18 protein-coding genes are annotated in these 23,066 nt (G+C 43.1%); 15 read left to right on the top strand and 3 right to left on the bottom strand.

The annotated features are described in order from the left end of the window. The first annotated feature begins 233 nt into the window (after positions 1-233). The gene (locus LQ567_RS01395; protein WP_231002304.1) at positions 234-425 is read left to right on the top strand and encodes a DUF3606 domain-containing protein; all 192 of its coding nucleotides are present in this window, start codon (positions 234-236) and stop codon (positions 423-425) included. 16 nt (positions 426-441) lie between these two features. Then, a complete protein-coding gene (gene ligD, locus LQ567_RS01390; protein ID WP_231002303.1) occupies positions 442-3,168 on the top strand; it encodes a DNA ligase D in 2,727 nt (908 codons plus the stop codon). A 138-nt stretch (positions 3,169-3,306) separates the two neighbouring features. Here the strand turns inward: ligD and LQ567_RS01385 are convergent, their stop codons facing one another. Next, on the bottom strand, positions 3,307-3,603 hold the full coding sequence (locus tag LQ567_RS01385) for a GIY-YIG nuclease family protein (protein WP_231002302.1): 297 nt from the start codon (positions 3,601-3,603) through the stop codon (positions 3,307-3,309). Between the two features lie 479 nt (positions 3,604-4,082). Between LQ567_RS01385 and LQ567_RS01380 the strand changes: the two genes are divergently transcribed. After that, positions 4,083-5,432, top strand: a complete 1,350-nt coding sequence (locus tag LQ567_RS01380; protein ID WP_231002301.1) for a saccharopine dehydrogenase C-terminal domain-containing protein — start codon at positions 4,083-4,085, stop codon at positions 5,430-5,432. 363 nt (positions 5,433-5,795) lie between these two features. Here the strand turns inward: LQ567_RS01380 and dapA are convergent, their stop codons facing one another. Both dapA and LQ567_RS01370 read right to left on the bottom strand, forming a co-directional pair. Beyond that, positions 5,796-6,689: a 4-hydroxy-tetrahydrodipicolinate synthase gene (gene dapA / locus LQ567_RS01375; protein WP_231002300.1), complete on the bottom strand. Its 894-nt coding sequence runs from the start codon at positions 6,687-6,689 to the stop codon at positions 5,796-5,798. Between the two features lie 153 nt (positions 6,690-6,842). Then, on the bottom strand, positions 6,843-7,817 hold the full coding sequence (locus LQ567_RS01370; RefSeq protein WP_231002299.1) for an acetyl-CoA carboxylase carboxyltransferase subunit alpha: 975 nt from the start codon (positions 7,815-7,817) through the stop codon (positions 6,843-6,845). Between the two features lie 216 nt (positions 7,818-8,033). Here LQ567_RS01370 and LQ567_RS01365 point away from each other — a divergent pair, with 216 nt between their 5' ends. From LQ567_RS01365 to LQ567_RS01310, 12 genes are all read left to right on the top strand, one after another. Further along, positions 8,034-8,888, top strand: a complete 855-nt coding sequence (locus LQ567_RS01365; RefSeq protein WP_231002298.1) for a polysaccharide biosynthesis/export family protein — start codon at positions 8,034-8,036, stop codon at positions 8,886-8,888. 49 nt (positions 8,889-8,937) lie between these two features. Then, positions 8,938-11,331: a GumC family protein gene (locus LQ567_RS01360; protein ID WP_231002297.1), complete on the top strand. Its 2,394-nt coding sequence runs from the start codon at positions 8,938-8,940 to the stop codon at positions 11,329-11,331. Further along, a complete protein-coding gene (locus tag LQ567_RS01355; RefSeq protein ID WP_231002296.1) occupies positions 11,332-12,312 on the top strand; it encodes an SDR family oxidoreductase in 981 nt (326 codons plus the stop codon). It abuts the gene before it with no gap. A 213-nt stretch (positions 12,313-12,525) separates the two neighbouring features. Next, positions 12,526-13,431 carry a hypothetical protein gene (locus LQ567_RS01350; protein WP_231002295.1) on the top strand — a complete coding sequence of 302 codons (906 nt, stop codon included), beginning with the start codon at positions 12,526-12,528 and terminating at the stop codon, positions 13,429-13,431. Beyond that, positions 13,415-14,821, top strand: coding sequence for a lipopolysaccharide biosynthesis protein (locus LQ567_RS01345; protein WP_231002294.1), 1,407 nt, complete (start codon positions 13,415-13,417; stop codon positions 14,819-14,821). The genes LQ567_RS01350 and LQ567_RS01345 overlap by 17 nt, the downstream gene beginning before the upstream one ends. Continuing rightward, positions 14,818-15,990 carry an EpsG family protein gene (locus LQ567_RS01340; RefSeq protein WP_231002293.1) on the top strand — a complete coding sequence of 391 codons (1,173 nt, stop codon included), beginning with the start codon at positions 14,818-14,820 and terminating at the stop codon, positions 15,988-15,990. The genes LQ567_RS01345 and LQ567_RS01340 overlap by 4 nt, the downstream gene beginning before the upstream one ends. A 13-nt stretch (positions 15,991-16,003) precedes the next feature. Continuing rightward, positions 16,004-16,900 carry a hypothetical protein gene (locus tag LQ567_RS01335; RefSeq protein ID WP_231002292.1) on the top strand — a complete coding sequence of 299 codons (897 nt, stop codon included), beginning with the start codon at positions 16,004-16,006 and terminating at the stop codon, positions 16,898-16,900. A 51-nt stretch (positions 16,901-16,951) separates the two neighbouring features. After that, positions 16,952-18,130, top strand: a complete 1,179-nt coding sequence (locus tag LQ567_RS01330) for a glycosyltransferase family 4 protein (RefSeq protein ID WP_231002291.1) — start codon at positions 16,952-16,954, stop codon at positions 18,128-18,130. 98 nt (positions 18,131-18,228) lie between these two features. Beyond that, positions 18,229-19,272, top strand: a complete 1,044-nt coding sequence (locus LQ567_RS01325) for a polysaccharide biosynthesis protein (protein ID WP_231002290.1) — start codon at positions 18,229-18,231, stop codon at positions 19,270-19,272. A gap of 33 nt (positions 19,273-19,305) precedes the next feature. Further along, positions 19,306-20,424 (top strand): polysaccharide biosynthesis C-terminal domain-containing protein, encoded by a 1,119-nt coding sequence (locus LQ567_RS01320; RefSeq protein ID WP_231002289.1) that lies wholly within the window; start codon positions 19,306-19,308, stop codon positions 20,422-20,424. 39 nt (positions 20,425-20,463) lie between these two features. Further along, complete coding sequence (gene wecB / locus LQ567_RS01315) at positions 20,464-21,597, top strand: non-hydrolyzing UDP-N-acetylglucosamine 2-epimerase (RefSeq protein ID WP_231002288.1); 1,134 nt, start codon at positions 20,464-20,466, stop codon at positions 21,595-21,597. Positions 21,598-21,770: 173 nt separating this feature from the next. Continuing rightward, positions 21,771-23,027 carry a glycosyltransferase family 4 protein gene (locus LQ567_RS01310; RefSeq protein WP_317206825.1) on the top strand — a complete coding sequence of 419 codons (1,257 nt, stop codon included), beginning with the start codon at positions 21,771-21,773 and terminating at the stop codon, positions 23,025-23,027. Positions 23,028-23,066: the final 39 nt, after the last annotated feature.

Below are 23,066 nucleotides of genomic sequence, written 5' to 3'. Positions count from 1 at the left end.
CCTTCTTACACAGTTATGCAACCGGAGCCGGAGCATTGCTTTAGGTATCGGTATCGTGGTTTTAGTGATGCCTGCAGCGCGTTTGGCAACAATTTTGTACTTTGAATAACATCCGTTTTCCGGTGCCGAGCAATCTGGTATAGGCGCTGTTTAAGATCACCGGGAAAATCGCCGGGCAGGACGTTGGTCCTTAAAACCGGCACCATTCATTAAAATCATTAAAATCATTCATTATGGCAGATAATAAAACAATACGCGATGGCCGCGACCGGAGTAAAGTAAGCGGATCTGAAAAATACGAACTGCAATACTTCAAAGAAAAGCTGGGCGTATCCAGCCAGGCAGTTACCGGTGCCATAAAGGCCACCGGCTCCAATGACCGGAAGACATTGGAACAATACTTAAAGAAAAGACATGCCAAATAATTTATAACACACTCACATGTCGCTTACAAAATACCGCCAGAAGCGCGATCCATCCAAAACGCCGGAGCCTTTTGGCCGCAAAAAAACAGATAAACAATCCCTGCGTTTCGTGGTACAAAAACATGCAGCTTCACACCTGCATTACGACTTCCGGCTTGAAATGCGGGGCGTCTTGAAGAGCTGGGCGGTACCAAAGGGGCCGTCTACCGATCCTAAGGTAAAACGGCTGGCAATGATGGTAGAGGATCATCCCTACGACTACCGCGATTTCGAAGGCATCATTCCTGCCGGCCAGTATGGTGGCGGAACGGTAATCGTTTGGGATGAGGGTTCATTTGAAGATGCGGAACTGGAAGACGAATCCAAGGCCGCTCAGGAAAAACACCTACTCCATGGTTTACTGAGTGGAAAGCTAAAATTCATACTTCATGGTAAAAAACTGAAAGGTGCATTTGCTCTTGTACGGGCAACGGGCCGTGGGGAAAATGGATGGCTGCTCATGAAACTGGACGACAAATACGCTTCCTCTGCAGATATATTATTAAAGGACAAATCCGTACAGTCGGGCAAACCCATTGAAAAAGTAGCGGCTACCAGCAAACACATCTATGGCGAGGCAACTTCCAAAGCAGCAGCAAAAAAAAAACCGCCAGCAAAAACCTCACCTCCAAAAAAGCAGGCCGATAAGCACATTGCCGCCAGCGAGCAGTTGAAAGAAACACTAAATACGGATGTAACCGCCCTGCTGGCAAAAGCAAAACGTGGCAAAATACCGGTGGATATAAAGCCGATGCTTGCCACACTTGTAGACCGGCCTTTCAACGATCCTGATTGGGTGTACGAGATCAAATGGGACGGCTACCGCACCCTGGCATTTTTACGGAACGGGCAAACCCGGCTGCTCTCCAGGAATAACAAATCCTTCGATAAAAAATTTTATCCCATCTATGATATCATCCATCAATGGAAGCTCAACGCAGTATTCGACGGCGAAATTGTGGCACTGGATAAAAAGGGAGGCGCCAATTTCAATGCGCTGCAAAACTGGCGCAGTGAGGCCGATGCCGAATTGGCTTTTTATGTATTCGATATACTTTGGTACGATGGTAAAAACCTTATGGGCCTGCCGCTGACCGAGCGGCAGGCTATATTAAAAGCCGTGCTGCCAACCGGTGATGACCATATCCGTTTGAGCACTGTTTTCAATGTACCAGGCACCGAAATGTTTGCAGCAGCTCAAAAAATGGGATTGGAAGGAATTATGGCAAAGCGGGCAGACAGTGTGTACACGGCTGATCTGCGCAGTAAAGAGTGGCTAAAGATCAAGGTAAATAAACGCCAGGAAGTGGTCATTGCCGGCTTTACCAAAAACGCAGGTACTTCCAAAACCTTTAGTGCGCTGCTCCTGGCTGTTTATGACAAGGGGAAACTCACCTATGCAGGTAAAGTAGGAACCGGCTTTTCCGATAAGCAGCAGCAAAGCATGATGGATCAATTCAAACCCCTGATCACCGACCAGTCTCCCTTCCGGGAAGAAATTGATGTAGACAAGCCTTCCCGCTTCAGGCAGCGGATGGGTGCCAAGCCAACCTGGCTCAAACCACAGCTTGTTTGCGAAATCAGTTTTGCAGAAATTACCGAGGACGGCGTTTTCCGGCATCCTTCCTTTGAAGGCATGCGCGATGATAAAAAGGCAAAAGACGTTGTTCGCGAAACGGAAGCCAATACCCAAAAAGTAGTACACGAAGTCAACGACCAGCAGCAGCCCGCTGTGGCATTGATGAAACCGCCTAAAGATCAAAGCCGGAAAACCCTACTGAATCCAACAAACGAAACCCAGGTACGTACCATCAATGGTCATGAATTGAAATTTACCAATCTGAGTAAAGTATTCTGGCCAAAGGAAGGCTACACCAAAAGGGATCTGTTTAATTATTATTACCAGGTTGCCGAATATATCCTGCCCTATTTAAAAGACCGGCCGCAATCGCTCAACCGCTTCCCGAACGGCATCAGCAAACCCGGCTTTTATCAAAAGGATGTAAAAGGAAAATCCCCCGGCTGGGTAAAAACTTTTCCTTATACCACCAGCGAAGGAGAAAACAAAGAATTTCTGGTGGGCGATAATGAAGCTACCCTGCTATGGATGGCTTCTCTCGGCTGCATTGAAATGAATCCCTGGTTTAGCCGCATTCAATCGCCGGACCATCCGGATTATTGCGTACTGGACCTGGATCCGGATAAAAACACGTTCAACCAGGTGATACAGGTTGCTGTAGCTATAAAAGAGGTGCTGGATGCCATCAGCGTACCGTGCTTTTGTAAAACTTCGGGATCTACCGGTTTGCATATCTATATTCCCTTGGCGGCGGCTTACACATACGATCAATCGCAGATGTTCGGACGTTTGATCGTGGATATCGTACAACAGCAATTCCCTTCCTTTACGAGCCTGGAGCGGATCGTTAAAAACAGGAAGGGCAAAATGTACCTCGATTTTTTACAGAACCGGCCGGGTGCCACACTGGCTTGTCCGTATTCGCTTCGTCCCAAACCCGGAGCCACCGTTTCGATGCCGCTTCACTGGGATGAATTAAAGCCCGGTCTTAAAATGACGGACTTTACGATCAAAAACGCTGTACAGCGCATTAAAGAAACCGGCGATCTGTTTAAGCCCGTTCTGGGCAAAGGCATCAACCTCGAATCTGCCCTGAAGAAATATCAAAAAGTATTTGAGCGGTAAAAGTAATCTGCCGCCCTGAAGATGTCATCCCGGACTTGTTCGGGGATCTATTCCTGTTTCAGGACCTAACGACGATAGATGCTGAAACATGCCGATTGATCGGAACAGCATGAACGAAAGCGTGATCTGACTCAACGATTACTGCAACCATTCATCGGAAAGATCTTTCATATCTGGATTTTGTTCCCTGATCAAGTTCAGTTTCCATTCCCGGTGCCATCGTTTCAGCTGCTTTTCCCGTGCGATAGCATTCCGGATGTCGGAGAAATCCTCATAATACACCAGGTAATAACAATGATACCGGGCGGTAAATCCCGCTCCATCCCCGCTTTTGTGTTCCTGCATCCTGCGAACAAGATCGTTCGTAACACCGATGTACAATACGGTTCTTAAATAATTGGAAACGATATAAACAGAGTAAGTAATGATACGCATGGCTTCACAGGTTACAGGTGCAATGCTTCTGTAAGATAACAAACTTAATTTTGTTAACCATGAAGATGTAGTATCCTTTGAAAACAATCTTCTTTTGCCGTCCTTAAGATGTCATCCCAAACCATTCCCCGATTCTATTCTTTTTGTCGTTCTGAAGATGTCATCCCGGACCTGTTCCGGGATCTATTCCTGTTTCAGGACCTAACAACGATAGATGCTGAAACATCCCGATACATCGGGACAGCATGACATAAAAAGTGATTTGCCGCCCTTAAGATGTCATCCCCGGCCCTTCAGGGATCTATTCCTGTTTCAGGACCTAACAACGATAGATGCTGAAACATCCCGATTGATCGGAACAGCATGATAAAAAACGCAACTTATCACCTTGTTGCCGCTCCCGGCAAAATCATCGATACAGCCACGGTTTTGGATGGTAAAAGAAATCGGATTCACCGGAATTGATTAACTTGTAGGACATGAAAAAGATCCTTCTTTTCGGAGCTGGGAAATCGGCCACGGTGCTGATCCGCTATTTGCTGGATCATGCGGCACAGGAGCACTGGCAGCTCACTATTGCAGAGGCTAACCCGGAGCTGGCACAAAGCAAGCTTAACAATCACCCAAGTGGTAAAGCCATTGCATTACATACGGAGGACGCAGCGCTCAGACGAGCACTGATCACCGAAGCCGATATCGTGATCTCTATGCTGCCGCCGGCCCTCCATATTTTTGTAGCCCGGGATTGCCTGGATATCGGAAGAAACCTGCTGACGGCCTCTTATATTGATGAAGCACTGCTCCAACTGAAAGCATCCATTGAAGCCCGCGGACTTTTGTTTCTTTGTGAAACCGGATTAGATCCCGGCATCGATCATATGAGCGCCATGCAGCTCCTTGACCGTATCCGGCAGAACGGAGGTATGATCACAGGTTTCAAATCTCATTGCGGAGGATTGATCGCCCCGGAAAACGATAACAATCCCTGGCATTACAAGATCAGCTGGAATCCGCGCAATATTGCGCTGGCCGGTTCTGCAGGAGCGGTTTATAAAGAAAACGGAACCCTGATTGAAATTTCCTACGATGCAGTTTTTGAAAACTGTACCACGCTCGAAGTACCCGCACTGGGAAAATGGGCCTGCTACCCCAACCGGAATTCGCTCACGTACATCCCGGTATACCAATTGGAAACGGCGGATACCGTTATCCGCACCACAATCCGGCATCCCGGTTTCTGCATTGCCTGGAACTTCATTGTAAAGGCCGGACTGTCTGCCTTGACCGATACCGGGCTGATCAACAGTTATCGCAATCAATCCATCGCCGCATGGTTTACGGCCTGTTTAAACTTCCATACCCGCTCTCCCACCTTCGAGGATTTTCTGCAACGTTATGTACCGGCAGCAGAGCAGCAACGGGTTGACACCTTGTTCCGCTATCTGGGATTACTGGATACGGAACGCATTCCGCCACAGGCAACAGTTTCTGCAGACATTCTGCAATACCTGCTGGAGACAAGGCTTCCGCTGGCTGCCGACGACCGGGATATGATCGTTATGATTCATGAAATTGCCTACCAGGTGCAGGGACTGCAGCGGCAAATCACCAGTTCGCTGGTGGTAAAAGGAACCGATGCGGGGCATACGGCCATGGCCAAAACAGTAGGACTTCCGCTGGGTATTGCGGCAAAGCTGATCTTAAGCGGACAGATCCGCGCAACCGGTTTGCAGATCCCCACCATCAAAGAAATTTATGAACCCATCCTCCTGGAACTGCAGCAATATGCGATCCGGTTTACCGAAGAAGACAACAGAATACCGGTGTAATCCTAAAGTGTTTTTAAGCAATAGCGTCGACCATCCAGCTATTTTTCCAGGACCGTCAAACTGTCAACTTTTTCCAGGACGATTCACAATTTTGTAGCACTGTTTTTTGTAACAAAAAAAATTGCTACATTTTACCTTGCTACAATTTTGCGAAATCATAGGGATTTCTTTACGCAGACCCTGATGGCCCGGCTAAGAGCCGATCCCCGGAACAAAAGTTTCTGTTACACTAAATGCAGCAGTGCCCGCACAAAGCGGCCCTGCTGCCATTAAAAGCAGGAGCTTCGCTCAACATCTCGTAGCATCGTATCTAAAAGAAAAAGCCTCCTGTATGGAGGCTTTCAGCAAATAATATCAACAGGATTAGGAAACGGCAATAGAAGCCATCAGCTGATCCAGGTGCGCTTCGTGCGTGCTGCTGATGGGAACTACCGGTAACCGCATCGTGTTATTGCAATAGCCCATTTTATGCAGTACATATTTTACACCGGAGGGGCTGCCCTCTTTAAACATTGCATCTACCATATCCAGGTATTTCAGATGCAGGGGCAGCGCTTCTTCAAATTTACCGGCCAGGCAAAGGCGTACCATATCCGCATAGTCTTTAGGATAGGCATTCGCTACTACAGAAATCAATCCCTTTGCGCCACAGGCGATCATCGGAAGGGTAATAGCATCGTCGCCGCTGATCAGCATAAAGTCAGCAGGTTTGTTCTTCATGATCTGGTTCACCTGCTCAAAACTTCCGGAGGCTTCCTTTGTTGCAAAGATATTTTTACAATCATGTGCAATACGTAACGTCGTTTCTACCGAAACACTCATACCGGTGCGGCCCGGCACATTGTACATAATGATCGGCAACGGAGCCGCGTCATTCAATGCTTTATAATGCTGGTAAATCCCTTCCTGGCGGGGCTTATTATAATAAGGTGATACAGAAAGGATCGCATCATAACCATCCAGCTTCATATTTCCAAATGCCTCCAGCACTTCCCGGGTATCATTGCCGCCTACACCGGCTACCAACGGCACACGGCCGGAACTTACCTGCTTTACAAAATCAAATACCTGCTGCTCTTCCTCCCGGGTTTGTGTGGCACTTTCGCCGGTTGTACCTACAGCTACCAGGTACTCAATTTTATTTTCAATCCAGAAATGGATCAGTTTTTCAAAACTTGCCCAGTCAATGGAGCGGTCTTCGTGAAACGGCGTAACAATAGCAATACCTGTTCCTGTAAATTTTTGTTGTAATGACATTTATGTAAGAGATATGAGTTGAGAGTTGAATTTGAGATACCAGATTTGAGATTCGAGAATTGAGGCTTGAGATTTGGAATTTAGGATTTGAACCTTGGGTTTCAGTATCCGGCAGGGCAGCAACCCAAAAACCTGAAACCCGGAACAGGAAACCTATTTATATTCCTCCCAGAATCCCATCTTTGAAAATTTCTCGATCCGTTCGTTGATCCGCTTTTGAGGATCCATGGGTCTTAGTTCCTTCAGCGAAGCGATCAGCTGCTTTTTAAGATTGCGCGCTGCAATGGAATAATCCCAATGAGCGCCACCATCCGGTTCCGGTATGATACCGTCTATAAGGCCGAATTCATTCATTTTGGCAGACGTCAACTTCAGTTGTTCCGCAGCTTTCATTTTAAAATCCCAGCTGCGCCACAAAATAGTAGAGCAGTTCTCCGGTGAAATAACGGTGTACCAGGTATTTTCCATCATAAAAACACGGTCGCCCACACCAATTCCCAATGCACCACCGCTGGCTCCCTCGCCGATGATTACGCAGATCACCGGTACTTTCAGGCGCATCATTTCATAAATATTGCGGGCAATTGCCTCTCCCTGCCCCCGCTCTTCCGCTTCCAGGCCGGGAAAAGCTCCCGGTGTGTCGATGAGGGTAATAACCGGTTTGTTAAATTTCTCTGCCAGTTTCATCAGCCGTAACGCCTTGCGGTATCCTTCCGGGTTGGCCATTCCGAAATTACGCAGCTGCCTTTTTTTAGTATTGGATCCTTTTTGCTGCCCGATGATCATAACCGTTTGATCATCAAGTGTAGCAAATCCGCCCACCATCGCTTTATCGTCTTTGATATTACGGTCGCCATACAATTCCACATAATTATCGGTCATCAACTCAATATATTTATGTGTGTATGGACGGTCCGGATGCCGGCTTAACTGAACACGTTGCCAGTCAGTAAGATTCCGCGTAATGCTTTTACGCGTTTCGGCCACTTTTTGCTCCAGCTGGGTCACCTGGTCGGAAAGATCGATCTTGGTTTTCTCTGTACGTTCTTTTGTTAATTCAATTTCATCCAAAAGGTCCTTAATTGGCTTTTCAAAATCTAAAAATTGTCTAACCTGATCTTGTGGCATAATTTTTTCTTCTTGATACGCGTCGAAATTAAGAATTTCTGAAGGATAACCTGAAATTTTAGCTAAAAACATTCAGGCCTATTTTTTGGGTCCTCTATGACATTTCGTTAAAACGTATGTATAACAAGGTATAAATAAAACATTTCTAAAAAAGCGTTTCTTAAAAATTGCAATAGTATCTTTGCGAAGATTCAATGCTCGAAACCCTCGATATTTATGAAAATACTCGAAAACGCCCCCTTTAAGCCCAGGGAAGGAGTATGCATATTACTCATCTTCCTTATCGTATTTGTAGCCCCCTCCTGCAGTACGAACAGGAATCTTGTGTACTTTAATAATCTGCCTCCCGGAGGAGATACGGCTCAGATAGTCAACAAAATGAGTGCAAAAATCGAAAAGGGCGATATTCTTGGCATCACAATCACGACCCTCAGCCCCGAGTACAACCAGCTTTTCAGCACCGGGGCTGCCCCCCAAACGCCCGTAACCACAGCTATCGTACCCGCCACCGCAACCGCAGCCGGTACCGGCACTGCCAGTTCGGATCCGGCACGGAACGGCTACCTGGTTGATGAAAACGGTCAGGTAAATCTTCCGGTTCTTGGTAAAGTAGACGTATCTGGGCTTACCCGCAAGGAAGCACAGGATAAGATCACTGCGGAGGTAGCTAAAACCGCTAAAACACCCATTGTAAATATCCGTTTTCTTAATTATAAGGTAACCGTAATTGGCGAAGTGACCCGCCCGGGGTCCTTCAATGTTCCGGATGAGCGGGTGAACGTACTGGAGGCCCTGGGTATGGCCGGCGACCTTACACCTTATGCCATCCGCGAAAATATACTGGTAATCCGTGAAAAAGATGGCGCCCGTACCATGCAGCGAATTAACCTGGCAGATAAGAATGTGTTTAATTCGCCCTATTTCTACCTGCAACAGAATGATGTAGTATATGTACAGCCGGAGAATACCCTGAAGGCCCGGCAGGCCGATGCGAGCAACTATCGCTGGGTACCCATTGCCACAGCAGGCATTTCGGCCATTGCCGTAATCCTGGCCTCGCTGCTCCGTTAATTGATACGGCCTGTTGCTTTTTTTTACGTTAACCATTTATTCCTTCTAAATGAACGAAGAACCTTTAACATCCGTTGACCAACCCAGAGAGCTTAATTTACGCGCTGAGATCACACGCTATACCCGTAACTGGTATTGGTTTGTATTGGGTGTACTTATTTGCCTGATCCTCGCTTTTTTTTATTTACGCTATACAACTCCCGTGTATCAAACAACGGCTGAGTTGCTTGTAAAAGACGATAAAAAAGGCGGCGCCGGCGCGGCAGATGCGATGCAGATGTTCCAGGATCTGGACATCCTTAATATTACCAAAAATGTAGATAACGAAGTGCGCGTCTTAAAGAGTAAAAGCCTCCTGCAGAGGGCCATGCGACAATTACCCGGTTTACAGCCCACGCAATTCGTACAGGGCAATATACGTACTTCTGAAGCCTATGGGATCAACAGTCCATTCATTATACAAATTGACACACTCAATGAAGACACTCTTTTAAAAAAAGATATTGAAGAATATTCGGTTTCTGTAAATGAAACCCAATCCAGCTTTGTACTCACACAAGACGAAGGGAAATCGCAAACGTTTCGCTTCGGGCAAAAAATACAAATGCCTTTTGGAACGTTCAGCATTACTCCCAATCCCAAATATCGGTTTACCAATGACAAGATCCTGCTTCGCTTTAACAACATTAAAGAGTATGCAGAAATCTATGCCAAAAACATGTCTATTGATGTAAGCGACCAGCAAACCAGTACCATTATCATTACAGTGAAGGACCCCGTTTCACAAAAAGCCATCGACATCATTAATAAACTCATTGAAGTTTATAACCAGGATGCTGTTGACGATAAGAATATCGTTTCCAGGAATACCGTTGCATTTATCGACGATCGTTTGCGAACATTGGTGGGCGAGCTTTCAGGTGTTGAAAAAAAGGTATCGGACTTTAAAGAGAAGAACCAGATCACCGATGTAACCTCAGACATCACCCAGTATATGACCCAAACCCAGGGATTATATCAGAAGCTGGAAGATGCTAAACTCCAGGCATCCATTCTTACTTCCCTGCAGTCCTATATTAGCAAGCCAGGAAATGAGCATTCACTGGTGCCCTCCTCTTTAGGCATCCAGGACCCAACCCTTAACGGCCTTATCGAAAGCTTTAACAGCCTTCAGCTTAAACGCCAACAGGCACTCACCACGATTGAACCCGGGAATATCCTGGTGCAGAACATCGACAACGATCTTAGCACCGTTCGTAAAAGCATTGCTGAAAATATACGCAACCTGCAAAAAGGAGTTTCAGTTACAAAAGGGTTGATTAACCAGGATTATGGGCAGTTCCAATCAAAGATTAAAACCGTTCCTGCAGTTGAACGCCAATTACTGGAGATCCAGCGGGAACAGGGTATTAAACAAACCATTTATCAATACCTGCTGCAAAAAAAAGAAGAATCCCTGATCTCCCTTGCGGCTACGGTTTCTAATTCAAGGATTATTGATGAAACCGCCTCCGGTAAAATTCCTGTGTCTCCCAAAAAAGGTCTGATTTACCTGGGCTCCCTGCTATTAGGCTTCATTATTCCGTTGTGCATCATGTATTTTGCAGATCTGCTGAATGATAAAGTACGGTTGCAAAGAGACATCCTTTCCCGAACCAATATTCCGATTTTAGGAGAAATCATGCATGCCCAGTCTAGCGAGGAGCTGGTGGTAAAAGAAAATACCCGTACGCCTATATCTGAGATGTTCCGGCTGATCCGAAGCAATCTTAAGTTTGCCACCTCGGGAGAAGATGACAAAATAATTTTAACAACGTCCAGTATGAGCGGAGAGGGAAAAACCTTTTTCTGTACAAATCTGGGTGCCAGTTTGGTACTTAGCGGTAAGAAAGTAGTGCTTTTGGAATTTGACCTGCGCAAACCCAAGCTATTAAAAGGGCTGGGCATAGCTTCAGCCAAAGGCATTTCAAACTTTGTAGTAGACCGGAATCTGAAACCATCAGACCTGTTGCAGCCTGTTCAGGAACTAAAAGGAATGTATGTAATCGGATCCGGTCCGATTCCTCCCAATCCCTCGGAGTTACTGCTAAACGGGCGCATTACCGAGCTGTTTAGCATCCTGAAACAGGAGTTTGATCACATCATTATCGACTGTCCTCCGGTTGGCCAGGTGTCGGATGCATTCACATTGGGCAATTTCGCGAACCTTAGTGTATATGTAGTAAGATACAATTATACGTTTAAAGAACAGCTCAATGTTGTTCAGGATATATACAGCAATAAAAAATTAAACAATTTGATGATTGTTTTAAATGATGCAAAGCCCAAGAACTCTTATGGATATGGATACGGGTACGGGTATGGATATGGATATGGCAATGATCAGAAACACACAAAAAAAACGGCTATTACATCGATCAAACAACTATTCAAACGTTCATAAATGGAGGGAAAGAAAATAATACTAATTACGGGTGGAGCAGGATTTATAGGCTCCAATCTTGCTGAGCACTTTTTAGCCAGGGGATATGTTGTACGGATTCTGGACAATTTCTCCACCGGCCACAGGCACAATATTGACCCTTTTCTTTCGAATAAGAATTTTCAATTGATAGAGGGTGACATTCGTGAACCGGAGACCTGTAAAATTGCCGCTACTGGTGTTTCTTATATTTTACACCAGGCAGCCTTAGGTTCTGTACCCCGTTCGATAAAAGACCCCATAACTACAAACGATGTAAATGTATCTGGATTTTTAAATATGCTAATAGCAGCACGAGATGCAGGAGTGGCACGTTTTGTATACGCGGCCAGTTCATCAACTTATGGAGATTCAGAAAGTCTGCCAAAAATAGAGGAAAAGATCGGACGCCCTTTGTCGCCCTATGCAATTACCAAGTACGTAAATGAGCTCTATGCGGATATTTTCAGCCGCACGTACGGCCTGCAAACAATTGGCCTGCGTTATTTCAACGTCTTTGGCCGTCGTCAGGATCCGAACGGGGCTTACGCTGCGGTAATTCCGCTTTTTGTAAGAAAGTTTATCAAACTTGAAAGCCCGACAATCAACGGTACCGGAGACTACTCAAGAGATTTTACATATGTAGACAATGTAATACAGATGAACGAGATAGCTATGTTAACAAATAACCCAGCTGCAACAAATACTGTTTATAATACAGCAGTTGGAGACCGAACAACGCTCAATGACCTGGTAAAATGGCTGAAGTTATACCTGAGCGAATACAATCCGGAAATTAAAAATGTACCGGTTGTTTATGGCCCTGGTCGTGAAGGAGATATTCCTCATTCCCATGCCTCTGTAGAAAAGGCAAAGACACTACTAGGCTATCAGCCAACGCATACAATACAGGAAGGTTTAAAAGAAGCTACAAAATGGTACTGGCAGCATTTAGCCTATTAGTTAAAAGAATGTTCTCAAATGCGCCAGCAAAAAAATTATAAGGTCGCAATAATCGGACTCAGGTATGTGGCCTGCAACGAGTTTAAAAGTTTTTCAATAGGACAATATAACGACTCGTGATGCTGCTATTGGTTATGTTAAAGGTATTTTCTACGAAAAAGAAATTGGCCGGCTTTGAAATAAAATAGCCGGTAAATATTTAAAAATTAAGGGATGATCAGCGATCCTGTTGTTATTTATAATTCGGTGTTATACTTTATACCGTTTTTCAACGAAAAAGGGATAAAGACCTTTCATATATATAAGAACGCAAATGGCTTCTCCAGAACCTTCAGAAAGATATTCGGCATCTTAGGTCTAAATCGTAACTATTGGCTGGGAGACTGGAAGAACGAAATCAAAGAAGGTTCAACAGTCATTTTGTTTGCCAATGATGAAGTAGATGTTTGGAAATTGTTGTCAAAAAAAAAAGTAATCGTAATTTTCTGGTATTGGAATCCTGTATCTATTTATCCTAAAGGTCAGCCTTCAAAATTGCCGGCACAATTCATTCCCTACTCTTTTGACCCAAGGGATTGCCGCGATTTTCATTTATCATTTAATACCACTTTTTATTTCGACAACATCCCCGTAAAAAAAGTTCCGATAAAGCGGGATATCCTGTTTGTTGGCCTGGATAAAGGTCGAAAAAAAGAACTGGATTCATTAAAGGAAACGTTTCATAAGCTCGGCATTACCAATTATATCTATATGGTTGGCGCGCGTACACGCTGGGGAAGCCATAAAGGAAATCAACCAATACCCTATCAACAATATCTTGATTTAATTTTCGAATCAAACGCTATTCTTGATATCACCCAGGACACACAAACCGGATTGACGCTTCGGGTAATGGAATCTATCTTTTTTAGAAAAAAACTGATCACCAATGATTTATCAATAACAAAACAGACATTTTATCATCCCCAGAACATATTTATCCTTGGCAGAGATGACATCGGCCAGTTGAAGTCCTTTTTAAACAGCGGCTACCTTGTAACGGATCAGAATATTGATAACAGATACGACGTATCACAGTGGATAACCCGGTTCAAAACAGATCATGAAAGAACTACTTAAAAGTTTTTTATCGTTTGGGTTGGCAACGACTTTAGAAAAGATTTTGCTTTTTCTTTTTATTCCCATCTATTCTCATTATTTGCAGAAAGATGAAATGGGAGTAATCGACATGCTTCAGGTAGCAACGGAGGCGGCCTCCATTCTGGCTCTTTTACAATTAGAGACGGCATTTCAACGCTATTATCTTGATTACAGGAATGCCCTGAAGAGAACATTTATCACAAGCAATTTTATATTTATATTTGCGTTTTCGCTTGTTATTGCGGCTATTGGGATCCTTTTTACGAAACAGATTGGCAATTTATTGTTTCATACTCAAGCGTATAACAAGGCACTGGTTTGGTCATTCCTAAAAATGCCGCTTTACAATTTTTCTATCTTTGTTTTTATCATGCTAAGATTCGAAAAGAAAAACAAGCTTTTTCTGGCATTTGTCTTGCTCAGGGTGCTTTCATTGTTACTCCTTACGATCCTGGCGCTGTTTACTTTTAAAGACCCTGTATTTGCCATTATTTGGGCCCAGGTCATTAGTATGCTCATCACCTGTGTACTTCTCTTTTTCTTTCTTAAAAATTATTTAAACGTTTCATTTGCCAAAAAATTGATCAGACGTTCATTAAGCTTTTCACTTCCAATGCTTCCTGCCCGTCTTGGAAGCTTCACAGTTACATATGCGAATCGGTTCTTCTTAATATCATTGCTTTCCCTTTCTTCAATTGGTATCTACTCGCTTTCTTTACGTTTCGCCTCCGCTGTTCAAATAATTTATACCGCCTTTATGATGGCATGGCCGCCTTTTCTTTTTGCAACCGTAAAAAAAGAGGGCGCAAAAGACGTATTTAAAAATATATTGCCTGTAACCGCTTGTCTTGTCTTTTTTATTGTCTGCAGCATTACCATATTTTCAAATGAAGTAGTTACCTATTTTTCAACGCCCACCTATGCTGAATCGGGGAAATATATCGGAGGGCTTTCATTGTTCTTTTGTCTGCTTATTTTTAAAGAAATAGTCGACATCGGGCCAAAAGTGAAAGAAAAGACCCGATATATAACGTATACTTTTTTTGTTTCAGCAGCTATTAATATCATCGCTTTAATTGCTTTAACAGGTCAATTGGGTATCCCGGGAGTTGTGTTGTCCATGATCATTACAAACACATGCCTGCTGATCATGAGCTGGATTATTTCGAATCGGTTGTACCATGTTCCGTTTAACATCATAAAGTTTATCTTATATGCACTCCCGGCCTATTTCATTTCCTGTTTTTTCTTATTTTATGTTCCGTCCCTGAGCGCGCGGTTACTGATACTGGGCGGTGTAATTGTTTTTTATGCAACGAACTTTGCCTTTGTATTAAAAAAAATAAATACCAATAAGGCATATATATGATATATCTTTTCATTTTAGCGCTGATTTTGGTACTGGTATTTAGTTATGACACGAATGCTAAAAAAGCTGGTGGCAAATTCTGGTACGGCTTTGTTTTTATCACTTTAGTTTGCGTAGCAGGGCTGCGATATAAGGTTGGAGGTGATAGCCTGGAATATTTCAACTCATTTGAGAACCAAATACCGCCGCTAAACAAACTTCAACTGAAGCACTTTGTACTTTTACGATATGAGCCATTATGGATACTTTTAAATTCGGTGTGCAAAACGATCGTGGATGATTTTGCTTTTTTTCAATTTGTTCATTCTATATTTGTCAACATTGTTCTTTTTTCTTTTTTCAAAAAATATACCCCATACAAATTCACAGCGGTACTGATCTATTTTTTGTTTTACTACCTGTATTATAATATGGAGGTAATGCGCGAGTCGCTGGCCATCAGCTTCTTTTTACTGGCCTATCCTGCAATGGTTAAAAATAAATGGGCCCAATACTATATATTGATCATCTGCGCTACCCTGTGCCATGCATCTAGTATATTTTTGTTTTTCATCCCCCTGTTTAGAAAGAAAAAATTAACAAAATCCACATTCGTAAAAATAGGTGTATCCATTCTTCTTATAATGGTTCTATTCAATTTCGCACCAACACTGATACCCAATGAAGAAATCAGAAGGAGGTTTAGCGAGTACCAGAAATACATCCCTTCTGTTTTCGGTTTCCTATACTTTCTATGCATCTTCTTTATAGTACCTATTTATATCTTTTTAAAATATACCCGGAAGCGGCCGGTTCTTTTCCCCGAACTGGTAGTAATTTATTTTGCAATTGCACCGATGGTATCCTACTTTACAGGTTTCAGCCGGTTTATAAATTACTTTATGCCCTTTCTTACCATTTATTTTGCCAACTACCTGTTTATGATCGCAGGAGATACGAAATACCATAGAGCCAGGGCAATATTAATTACGGGTATTTTCATATTGGTATTCCTGCCCAAATATTTATATTATTTTAGAAATACATCACACCTGGTGCCCAACACATACAACTACGAAAGGTGGTATCCGTATACCACCGTGTTTGACAAGCAGGAAAATGAAACAAGAAAATTATTATTTTACAGATCATTCGATTACAGCAGAAAACACATCAGAGAAAAAGAATAAATAAACATTATATATGAAAAAGACAACACACATTTATAAGTTAATCTCATCTATACTGTTATTATGCCTGGCAATTGTATGCTATAGTTTTTTTTCATTAAACAGTAATAATAACTACGGATCATCTTTAAATTTAAAGGAGCCTGACTCAGGGCTACAGAAGCGCTTTGTCATATATGACGGCATTCTCCAAAAAAACAAACCTGACTTAAGCCAGTACGGTATAAAACGCATTAATATTATCTATGAGGATAGTCTGCTGAACAGCGGAAAGATAAATTATAGTAAGTTGGATCATGAAATTCAAAAGGCATCGAAAAATGATGATCCCATCTGCCTCGATATTGAAAGCTGGGACCTTACCGGAACTGATTATCAAGCAAACGCAGAAAAATACATAACAGTTTTTAACTATTTCAAAGGAAAATTGCCGAAACGTCAGATTGGGTATTTCGGAATGTTACCTCACAGAGACATATATCTTTACAAACAGCGATCGGGTGCCAATAGCCTTAAGCGAATCAACTATTTAGCACAATGGTTAACAATGAACAATAATATAAGATCCATCACTGCGAATAATGATTTCGCTTTTCCTGCGTTTTATACCAGAAATAATAGTATGCCGCTATGGAAGTGGGCTACAGATCAACAGATTACCAAATTAAAGAAAATGGATCCCACAATTCCGGTTTATGGCTTTGTATGGCCTCAATACTGGAATAACAATAAATTCACAACGGCTGAAGACTGGCGATTTCAGCTGGAGACTTTGTACCCCAATTGTGACGGGCTCATAATATGGGCTCCTCCTTTTAATTTAAGTACCCGGGAACCCATTCAATGGGATAGTAGCCGGGAATGGTGGACCGAAACATTGAAATTCATGAAAGATCATAACATTAAATAACGCTGCGAAATAATGTAACAAGTTCAAAGCAGGAAAGCGGCCTGTTTAAATATGATGTTTTATACATCGCTTTCTTCTTATCATATATTAATCCTTGAATCTCAAATGAATATTTTAATAGACGGAACGAATATAATATCCGGGGGAGGCGTGTCTCATTTAACCGAAATGTTGAATGCTACAACACAAGGTATGCTTACTGAGCAGCGGATCAAATGCATTGTGGTCGTTGGAATCCGGAAAACATTGGAAAAGATCAACGACCAGGAATGGCTCATCAAAGTGCCAATGACCGGGTTTGAGTCCTCACTCCTTAAGCGACAGTATTGGAAGCGCGCCAAACTTAAGCAAATTGTACGCAGTTATCACATTCATATCATCTTCAACCCTGGTGGCAGTTTCTATAGTAAAAGGTATCCTTATGTAACTATGTCAAGAAATATGCTGGTTTTTGAAACAAAGGAAGCAAACCGCTATGGATTTTCGCTGTACCGGCTGAAATTCTTTTTTTTAAGAATTTTACAAAAACGTTCTATCCAAAACGCAGCCGGGGTAATTTTCATTTCCAAATATTCCTGGGAGTACATTCAGCACATTTCAAAAGTCAGATTTAAAAACGCAGTGCTCATTCATCACGGCATATCCGATCGCTTTAGAAACGCTCCCGCAGAACAATTACCTATAAACCATTATTCAAATGAAAACCCTTTCAAAATCTTATACATATCAACTATAGACCCGTATAAGCATTTTGATAATGTTGCCATTGCAATCGATGAACTTTCTGAGCAATACCCGGTGCAACTGATTGCTATTGGCAGTAAGGCACACGGTTATGATAAATTTGAAAAACTTTTACAGAAAAATCCAACGAACATTAAATATTTAGGCAATGTCTCCTTTTCCCAAATTCACGAGTATTATAAAAATTGTAACCTGTTCGTCTACGCTTCAACTTGTGAAAACATGCCCAACATTTTGTTGGAGGCCATGACGGCAGGGTTGCCAATTGCCTGCAGCAAAAAAGCTCCGATGCCGGAATTTTTAAAAGATGCGGGGGCCTACTTTGATGCAGAAAACCCTGCTTCGATAAGAAATACGGTTGAGGCACTACTTCAAAGCCCCGAACAACGTGCAAAAATCAGCCATATGGCCGCCCAATACTCCCAACATTACTCCTGGCGGAAATGCGCCAAAGAAACGTTTCAATATATAAGTTCTTTAGTGTAACAGCCCTTAAACTTCTAACCAGCCCCAACCCTATCAGAAAATAACGCCCAAAAACAAAGATGTGTTTTACCTCGAAATCAACATAAAGTGAACCTGAAATGAAAATAAGTAACAAAACCCTTCTAATCACCGGCGGCACCGGCTCCTTCGGAAATGCGGTCATGAACCGCTTTTTAAACACCGACCATTTTCAAGAGATTCGTATTTTCAGTCGCGATGAAAAAAAACAGGATGATATGCGTAAGCGTTACAATCATCCTAAAATAAAATTTTACCTGGGCGACGTTCGCGACTATTCCAGCGTTGAAACGGTTGTAAATGGTGTAGACTATATTTTCCATGCTGCAGCATTGAAGCAGGTTCCGTCCTGCGAGTTTTTTCCCCTGGAAGCAGTAAAAACAAACGTATTAGGCACCGATAATGTATTGAATGCGGCAGAAAAATACGAAGTAAAAAAAGTAGTGGTACTCAGCACAGACAAAGCCGCGTACCCCATCAACGCCATGGGCATGAGCAAAGCTCTAATGGAAAAAGTGGCCGTGGCACGCTCCCGCAACCTGGAAGACAGTAAGACCATTTTCTGCGCTACGCGGTATGGAAATGTAATGGCATCCCGCGGTTCCGTAATTCCCCTGTTCATCGATCAGATCAAATCAGGCAAACCCATTACCATTACCAATCCTGATATGACGCGCTTTATGATGACCCTCGAAGACGCCGTAGACCTGGTACTTTATGCCTTTGAACATGGAAAGCAGGGCGACCTGTTTGTACAAAAAGCACCAGGGGCTACCATCGAAACCCTGGCAAAGGCGCTATTGGAGTTGTACCAGTCCAGGAATGAGATCAAAATCATTGGCACCCGGCACGGTGAAAAGGTGTATGAAACCCTGGTAAACCGCGAGGATATGTTAAAGGCTGAAGACATGGGCGATTATTACCGTATTCCCGCCGATAACCGGGACCTGAACTATGAACAATATTTTTCCCAAGGCAATACGAAGGAAGCTGAAATAGAAGAGTACCACTCTCACAATACGCACCGGCTGGATGTTGAAGGCATGAAACAACTACTTAAAAAACTTCCCATTATCAGGGAAGACATCTTAAAAGAAGAGCATGTGATACATTACCCCGTATAATTCCATCCCTGTTGATTTTTAAATACAGCATTCATGAAAAAAATAGGAATAACCGGCCAGGACGGATTTGTTGGCAAACATCTTTACAACACGCTCAATCTTTATAAAGACGAATTTGAGATCATTCCTTTTTCAAGGAATTATTTTAACGATCCTCCGCAATTGGACCGCTTTGCAGCACAATGCGATGTTATTATTCACCTGGCCGCAATGAACAGACATGAAAGCCCGGATTACATTTATGAAACCAATCTCAACCTGGTACGTTCATTAATTGCATCCCTGGAAAGAAGCAACCCAGAATGCCATGTACTGTTTTCCTCATCCTCGCAGGAAGAAAAAGACAATCCCTATGGCCGGTCAAAAAAAGAAGGTCGTCAGCTATTGATGCGCTGGGCAGAAAAAACCGGTGCAAATCTCACCGGGATGATCATACCAAATGTATTTGGCCCTTTTGGAAAGCCTTTTTACAATTCGGTAGTGGCAACATTCTGTTACCAGGTATCCCGCGGAATAACACCTGCCATTTATACGGACGGGGATTTAAAATTAATTTACGTAGGAGAATTGGTCGAAGAGATCATAAAGAAAATAAGACAGGGCGGCACTGAGCCCGACTTTGTAGTGCCGCACACAGCCGAAGTAAAAGTATCCCGGATTTTACAACTGTTGAATCAATTTAAGGCAATATACCAGGACAAAGGCGTTATTCCTTCGTTAAATAACCGTTTTGAATTAAACCTGTTTAATTCATTCCGTTGTTATATGGATATTGCAAATCATTTCCCGGTCCGCTTTACCCCGCATACAGATCCGCGCGGCAGCTTTGTAGAAGTTATCCGCCTCAATACCGGCGGGCAGGTTTCATTTTCCACTACCGTTCCGGAGGTCACAAGGGGCAACCATTTTCATACGCGAAAAATTGAACGCTTTGCAGTTATTAAGGGCGAGGCACTGATTCAGCTCCGAAAAATCGGAACCTCAGAAATTATCGAGTTCCGGCTATCCGGCGATGCTCCCGGCTATGTAGATATGCCCGTCTGGTATACACACAATATAAAAAATACCGGCAGGGAGGACCTATACACGGTTTTCTGGATCAATGAATTTTATGACCCGGAAGACCCCGATACCTTCTTTGAAAACGTGTAAATTTGTACCACCTCGAATTACTCTAAATAAAGCAACTTAATGAACCGATTAAAAGTAGCAACCGTAGTAGGCACCCGGCCCGAAATCATCCGGCTTTCAAGGACCCTGGCAGCCCTCGACCAGTCCGAAGCTATCGAGCACATTTTAATACACACCGGGCAAAATTATGATTACGAATTAAACGAGATCTTTTTCAATGAACTTGGGATTCGAAAACCCGATTATTTTCTCAATGCAGCAGGCACAAATGCAACAGAAACAATAGGAAACATATTAATTAAAATAGACCCGCTCCTGGAACAGCTACAGCCAGATGCGTTCCTTATTTTGGGAGATACCAATAGTTGCCTGTGTGCCATACCGGCAAAAAAAAGACAGATTCCTGTTTTTCATATGGAGGCTGGCAATCGATGCTTCGATCAGCGCGTACCGGAGGAAACCAACCGGAAGATCGTGGATCATATGGCCGACATCAACCTTACCTATAGCGATATTGCCAGAGAATACCTGTTGAGAGAAGGCATTGCTCCTGACAGGATCATAAAAACCGGGTCCCCGATGTTTGAAGTGTTAACCTATTACCGCCCGGGGATTGAACGATCGGATGTCCTCAATCGCCTGGGATTAAAAAAAGATGCGTTCTTTGTAGTATCGGCCCACCGGGAGGAAAATATCAATGCTGAACAAAATTTCAACGGACTGATCCATTCGCTGAATACTATTGCCGAAACCTATTCCTGTCCCATTATTGTTTCTACACATCCAAGAACAAGAAATATGATTGAAAAAAAACAGGCGAAAGTGCACCCCAACGTACAGTTTTTAAAGCCCCTGGGGTTTTTTGACTACAATGCGTTACAAATGAATTCATACGCTACGCTATCTGATTCCGGAACAATTTCCGAAGAATCGTCGATCTTAAACTTCAGGGCGTTGAACATCCGACAGGCGCATGAACGGCCCGAAGCCATGGAAGAAGCGGCCGTAATGATGGTAGGCTTGAATACGGACCGGATCATGCAAGGCTTACTACAGATTAAGGCGCAGCCCACGGCTGGGGAAAGATCGCTGAGACAGGTAGCGGATTACTCCATGCCGAATGTTTCTGAAAAAATGGTGAGAATTATTTTAAGTTATACCGATTATGTAAACCGGGTAGTATGGCAGAAATAATACGATAAATACAGAAGAACAGCCGCTGGCGGTACTTCTTTCCCAGCCCATACACTACCCTATTTAAAATACTAAAATCCTGCTGTATAGCATAAATGTCTATACGGCAAAATGTAAACGTCGAACAAAGCCCCTTTCTAAACTACACCTCTCAGAGGGTTAGTTAACCTACTATGATGAAAAAAAATAAAATCTGGATCGTCTCCGAGGTATTTTACCCGGACACAGATATTGCAACGGCGAATATCGCAACAGAAATTGCGCTCAAATTTAGAGAGCGGTTTGAAGTACATGTCATTTGTGGTCCTAAAGACTATGAACGGGTTTCCTCCAATACGCGGGATAACCTTGAAGGCATCGTCATACACCGGTGGAATTATTTTAACCTGGATAAGAATCATTCAATTAAGCGCTTAATCAGGGTGATAGGGCTTTCGTTTGGCTTATTCTTTAAAAGCTTTGCTATAAAAAAAGAAGACAAAGTCTTTGTAATATCCAACCCCGCATTTATAACACCTTTGTATGCGTTGCTAAAGAAAATAAAACGCTTTAATTATTATTTACTGATGCATGACGTCTTTCCAGAAAACCTGATCGCAGGCGGCTATATTTCATCTAAGAATATTGTCTATAGAATCATGCGAAGGTTCTTCATCCGGTCGCGTAACGTTGCTGATAAAATCATCGTTATCGGCAGAGACATGCGAAACCTGCTCCTGGAGCATTTTCCACAATCACGCAAAGACGACATCGTTATTATACCCAATTGGGCCGATACAGAAACGGTATACCCGATCAAAACGGGCAATTCTAACCCGGCAGTTGAGCCAGGGCAGAAAATAACGATTTTGTTTGCCGGGAACCATGGCATCCTGCAAAATCTGCTGGACTTCATCAAGCTGACCGCACGTGTTAACAACCCGCAGTTACACTATATTTTTGCAGGCGGTGGTGCAACGAAAAAAGATCTGGAGCGATACGTATCTGAAAATGGCATTCAGAACATTACGTTTTTGCCGCCTTTTCCCAGGAAAGACATCAACAAAACCCTCAACGCATGCGACATCGGGCTTGTAAGTCTTAGTGATCAACTCTATGGAGTGGGCGTTCCTTCAAAATCCTATAACATCCTTGCCGCAGGAAAACCCATATTATTTGTTGGGAACACTGAAACCGAAATTCCAAGATTTATTACGGAAAACAAAGTAGGCTGGGCTTTTTCCTACTCAGATCCCGAAAAACTGGTCGCCTTCCTAAATCAGCTGCAGGTGGGATCTATTCCTTACCTGCGAGCACTCGGAGAAAAAGGAAGAGCGGCTGTAGGCACCTTCTATTCCAAAGAAAACATACTGGAACAGTTGCTGCATCTTGTATCCCGGACAACAGTATCAACGGTCAAAATGAGTCACCCAATAACACATCCGGTTTGATAAAATTATATTACTCTGAGCAATCGATCTTTTCTAACC

This window comes from Niabella pedocola (genome assembly GCF_021044425.1).
Taxonomy (GTDB): domain Bacteria; phylum Bacteroidota; class Bacteroidia; order Chitinophagales; family Chitinophagaceae; genus Niabella; species Niabella pedocola.
This window is presented reverse-complemented; position numbering and strand designations above follow the sequence as displayed.